Raw genomic sequence first — 481 nt, 5'->3', positions numbered from 1 at the left:
TTGTAGTCCAGGATGCCCTGCAGGATTTCGGCAGCCTCCTCGTGCCTCCCCTCGACAGTTCGCTGGGCGTACTTGTCATACTCGGTGACGGAGTCTGCGGCGTTGTCGACCCCGTCCCGGTGCTCATCACCCATGTAGAGCGGTTCGAGCTTCTTGATGCTGTACGACGGCGCGGAGATGCGCAGGCTGTCCCCGACCGCCTGGTAGAGGTCCACCAGCACCCCGTCGCGCAGAATGGAGTCGAGCACGTCCTCCATGACGCCGTGGCGCTGGACCAGCCGGCGCAGCGCGGACTTCTCGTAGGCGGCGTAGTGGTAGACGTGCATGTCCGGGTAGTCCTGGCGGCGCTTGGCCACGTACTCCAGGAACCCGCTCAGGGCGGTGCGCTCCTGGGCCCGGTCGTGGGCGACAAAGGAAGAGAACTGTGGCCCGTCGTCGGGGTCGGTCTCAACCATGCCGAACAGGTACTCCAGCCCCCAGG

1 protein-coding gene is annotated in these 481 nt (G+C 65.7%); it reads right to left on the bottom strand.

Annotation, left to right across the window (positions count from 1 at the left end):
• Window positions 1-481: ribonuclease H-like domain-containing protein (locus AC5RVV_RS18015; protein ID WP_494002714.1), on the bottom strand; the 481-nt coding region annotated here is incomplete at both ends.

This window comes from Arthrobacter sp. MDT2-34-1 (genome assembly GCF_059091365.1).
Note: the sequence above shows the minus strand (reverse complement) of the source record. Positions and strands in the feature narration are given on the sequence as shown.